Below are 4,682 nucleotides of genomic sequence, written 5' to 3' on the forward strand. Positions count from 1 at the left end.
AAGGCCGATCATCCCGAGCTGCACGAGGTCTCCTGTTGGTTGTTGTCTGGTGCGGTGCGGTGCGGTGCGGTCGGAGGCCAACAGACCCTCGGTCATTGTCTCCCGGCACCGGGCTCGCCACCGCGTGACCGGTCGCCGGCCCGGTGCTCGTTGTGCCACATGCGGAGGCTCGTTGCGCCACCCATGGGCCCGATCGCAGCGTCACCAACAGGAGTTAATTCTGTGCGTCGAGTGGCGTCGAACGCGGCCGGAGAGGGCGAAGAAGCGGGGAGCCCGAGCCGGAGAACACCCGCCCGGGCTCCCGCCGTTCAAGCTCTCAGGCGGAGGCGGCGGCCAGTGCCTTCTCGCGCTTCTCCTCGTATGTGCGGGCGAGGTCGTCCAGGGCCTTGAGATAGTGCCCGACGTTTTCGCGAGCCTGTTCGGCCTCTGCGTCCAGGCCGGTCAGCTCGAAGAACTTCCAGTGCCGAAGCAGCGGCGTGACAACGTCGTCGTGGTGGATGCGCAGGTCGTAGATGCCGGCTTTGGCCATCCGCTTGGCCTTGTTCTCGAAGTCGTCGATGCCCGTCCCGGGCATCTGGAATGTCATGATCTCCTCGGCGATGGCCTGCACCGTCGCGGACGGGGCGATCTCCAACGCGGCGGTGACCAGGTTACGGTAGAAGATCATGTGGAGGTTCTCGTCCGCGGCGACCCGGGTAAGGAGCTTCTCGGCGACCGGGTCCTGGGTGAAACGCCCGGTGTTGCGGTGGCTGATCCGCGTGGCGAGTTCCTGGAACGACACGTAGGCGATGGTGCGCAGGGGCGTCTTGTCGCCGCTGGCGAACCCCTTCTCCATCTGGTGCATGCGGCCGCGTTCGAGGGCGACCGGGTCGATACCACGGGTGACCATCAGGTAGTCCCGCATCACGATGCTGTGACGTCCCTCCTCGGCCGTCCAGCGGTGCACCCAGGTACCCCACGCGCTGTCCCGGCCGAAGATCGTGGCGATCTCACGGTGGTAGCTGGGGAGGTTGTCCTCGGTGAGCAGGTTGACCTCGAAGGCGATCTGGGCCACGTCGGACAGCCTGGACTGGCCCGGTTCCCAGGGCAGGGTGTCGAAGTCACGACCCAGGCTCCACGGGACGTACTCGTGCGGCATCCACTCGGCGGCGAGGTCCAGGTGACGGTTGAGGTTGGCCGCGGCGACGGGCTCAAGTTCGTGCAGCAGGTTGATGTCTGGGGCGGATGTCATGCCTGTCACCCTGGCAGGCCAACTGCGTGGCGGACTACGTCCGGCAGGTGTGGACTCCGCCCCCGCAGTCTGTTCCCCGGGAACAAAAGCGCAGCCACCGGAGGACCCAAGGTAATGCAATCATGCGCCTTCTCGGCGCCGGCCCATACATGATCGAAAACTGTCAGAGGGACGTGCGGGGACGACAGGCTGTCAGGAGGACGTGAGGGAGGACAGGCTTGCCAGGCCGAGCGCACCACGGGCGTGGTCGATCAGGCCGGCCGCCGCCGCGGAGTGTCCGGCCTGTTCGACCTCCTGACACAGGCGGGTGATGTCCCGGCGCGTCATGCCGGATTCAATCATCATGGCGTGGGCGATGGCCTCGTGGCCCAGGGCTACGGCCTTCTCGGCGTCGCCTGTCCGGACGTGGGCGACCCCCAGTCTGGTGAGGAACTCGACGCGGTCGCGAGGTACCTCCTCGTCGAGGTCGTCGAGGTCGTCGAGGGCAGCCTCGAAGTGGGGTATCGCTTCGTCGGGGTTGCCGCCGGACAGCAGCGCCTCACCGGCGGAGAACGCAACGTCCTTGCGACGCGCCCAGTACATGTAGGGAGGGTTGTCCTCGGGCCGGACCTCGTCGATCAACGTGTAGGCGAGGTCGGTTTCGGCGGTGGCATCCCTGCTGTTGCCCGCGCGGCTGTGGGCGACGGCCAGGTCGGCCGCGATCACAGCCCGTTCGATGGCGCTGAGCATGGAGCAGGCACCGGCCTGGGCGCGGTGCAGCAGGCTGACCGCGTCCGCGGGCTGCCCGTACCAGGTGACCTGTTCGGCCATACAGCGCAGGACGTTGGCACCGAGAGCGGGCGAGCCCGCCTCGTGGGCGGCGCGCAGCGCAACAAGCCAGCAACGCTGGGCCGTACCGTACTGCCCGACGTCGTACATCGCCCACCCGGCCAGCCGCGCCAGCTCCGCCGCGACCGCGTAGAGGCGGGCCTGATGGGTGTCGCTGTGGGTACCGACGCGCAGCAGGCGGACGGTGATCGCAAGTTCGGTGCGGGACAGGGCGTACACGTCGTTGCCGCCGAGGACGTCACTCATCCGCCGCAGGGCGTCGACCCGGTCCTCGAAACCGCGGACGAGCGGGTCGTCGACGAGCTGACCGGTGGGTACGGCCCCCTCGCGGCGCGCGCGTGCTGCCAGCCACCGTTCCGCGGCGGAGTCCAGGGATGGTCCCGACACCGGAAGGAAGCGGTGAGGCTGTCTGGCGTGGGTCATCTTCACGAGTTCCCGGGTGAGTCCGTCACCCGTCCACAGCAGGTCCAGGCCGGTGTTCGCAGGTGTGATCTGCTCCTGGACCGGCTGGCCGGCGTGCCTGCGGCCGGTGTCGGGGAGGTCGGTGGTGTTCCGGGTACGGCCGGCAGCTTCAGGCTGTCGGCGGGGTCCGTCCGGATCCCCTCCTGGATGTGCCTGCGTTGTCACGGCGGGTCTCTCCCGTCTCCGTACGGAACTACTGTCAATCGTAGCCGTGCGAATACAACGTCCCTTTGCGGGGTTGCTGTCCCTCTCAGGGGAGCCTGTTTGCAGATCTTCTGTCCGGCTTGTTGATCGAACGAAAGATCCGGAACGGCTCCGAGAATCCTGCGACTTGTTCTGGTCGGTGCGGGATCGGGGTGTTGGCTAGCCTGACGAACCCAGGGGGTGTACCTCCCCGTGTCGGCAATGCGGGGGGCTGTGTTATAAGCGGCCAGTAGATGTTGCCCGACCCCGGGAGTGGTCAGGTTGTTCGCCCGTCCGTCGGTCGGCGTCGAGGGCGTACAGATATAGGCGGACCTCCAGAACGGGCAGACGTCGCGAGCCGATCCGGTGTTCTGCGAGCACAGAGTCCCACTACCCATGTAACTTACCACTCATGCCGTGTATGACCAGTGGTCATCCCCACTCGGGGGGCGTCGTTCGGTCGGGACGTGGTTACGCGTTACCCCTGTGTTCACCCGGGCGAAATCAATTTTTCGGCTCCCGGTCGGGGTGATTGGTTTTCTTGCGGAAGGTCCGTCCGTGCTCGCCCGACTCCTTCTTCGAGCTTGGTTTTTTCAGTGTTTTTCCCCTGTTTTTCTTCTATCGATACCGTCCCGGTTCGCCGTCGTGACCTGCCTTGATGGCGCAGAGTGACTTTTTAATGTCTCTGTGTCGTCAGGTTGCCGTCCGGTTGGCACCGCCATACGGCGTCAATTTCCTAGACGTTTCCCAGTTGTTTCATGAACCATTTTCGGGCGCTTTCCGGACGTCTCGGCGCGCTTTTCTGCGGCCGGTCACCGACCTCGGCCGAGGGCCGGCTCGGACTGTCCGTGCCAGGACCGGCCGCCGGCCCGGACGTCCGGCGCGCCGAGGCGGGCCGCATCGGCGGTCCGGTCGTCGGCCTGCTGCTGGGACTCCCGCTCGGCCGCCACCCGCGCCCGGTAGTGCTCGATCTCGGCGGCAACGGCCCGCTGGTCCCAGCCCAGTTCGGGTGCGACGAGTTCGGCGACGTGTACGGCGGCCTCGAGCCCGCGGTCCCAGGTCTCGATCGAGATTCGGGTACGGCGGGTGAGCACATCGTCCAGGTGCAGTGCCCCCTCATGGGAGGCGGCGTACACGACCTCCGCCGCCAGGTAGGCGCCGGCCCCGCGTACCGGCCGTCCGAGCTCGGGCCGCTGCCCGACAAGGGCGAGGACCTCCTGCGTGAGGGTGCCGTAGCGCCCCAACAGGTGCTCGACCCAGGCCACGTGGATCCCGACGGACTGGGCGAGCGCCTCCCGCGCGTTCCACAGCGCCGGGTAGCCGTCGGCGCCGAGGAGGGGAATCCGATCGGTGCAGGACGGCGGTACGTGACGGTTCATCCCGTGCACGGCCGAGTCGACCGCGTCCCTGGCCATCACCCGGTACGTGGTGTACTTCCCGCCGGCCACCATGGTCAGGCCGGACAGTGGCGAGACCACCGCGTGTTCCCGGGACAGGTGGGAGGAGTCCTCCGACTCGCCCGACAGCAGCGGCCGCAGCCCCGCATAGACACCGGTGATGTCGTCGGTGGTCAGCGGCGTGCGCAGCACCCTGTTGAGGCGCGTGAGGAGGTAGTCGATGTCGGCGCTGCTGGCAGCCGGGTGGGCGAGGTCGAGGTTCCAGTCCGTGTCGGTCGTTCCGACAATCCAGTGACTGCCCCAGGGGATCACGAACAGCACGCTGGTCTCGGTGCGCAGGATCAGCCCGGTGGTGGAGTGGATCCGGTCCCGCGGCACCACCAGATGGATGCCCTTGGAGACACGGACCGACAGCTGGCCACGCCCACCGGCCATCGCCTGGATGTCGTCGGTCCACACGCCCGCGGCGTTGATGGTCTGGCGGGCGCGAACGTCGATCTGCCCGCCGCCTTCGAGGTCGTGGACACGCACCCCCGTGACCCGGTCGCCCTCGCGCAGCAGGCCCGTCACCCGGGCGCTGG

General features: G+C 67.5%; 3 protein-coding genes. All 3 read right to left on the minus strand.

Going from position 1 to position 4,682, the window contains the following annotated elements:
• Positions 1-316: 316 nt before the first annotated feature.
• A complete protein-coding gene (locus DD1DGNOD_RS07175) occupies positions 317-1,231 on the minus strand; it encodes an acyl-ACP desaturase (protein WP_131765825.1) in 915 nt (304 codons plus the stop codon).
• A 192-nt stretch (positions 1,232-1,423) separates the two neighbouring features.
• On the minus strand, positions 1,424-2,686 hold the full coding sequence (locus DD1DGNOD_RS07180) for an XRE family transcriptional regulator (protein ID WP_131765826.1): 1,263 nt from the start codon (positions 2,684-2,686) through the stop codon (positions 1,424-1,426).
• A gap of 830 nt (positions 2,687-3,516) precedes the next feature.
• Positions 3,517-4,682: glycerol-3-phosphate dehydrogenase/oxidase (locus DD1DGNOD_RS07185; RefSeq protein ID WP_131769709.1), on the minus strand; the 1,166-nt coding region annotated here is incomplete at its 5' end.

This window comes from Candidatus Protofrankia californiensis (genome assembly GCF_900634765.1).
Lineage (GTDB): Bacteria > Actinomycetota > Actinomycetes > Frankiales > Frankiaceae > Protofrankia > Protofrankia californiensis.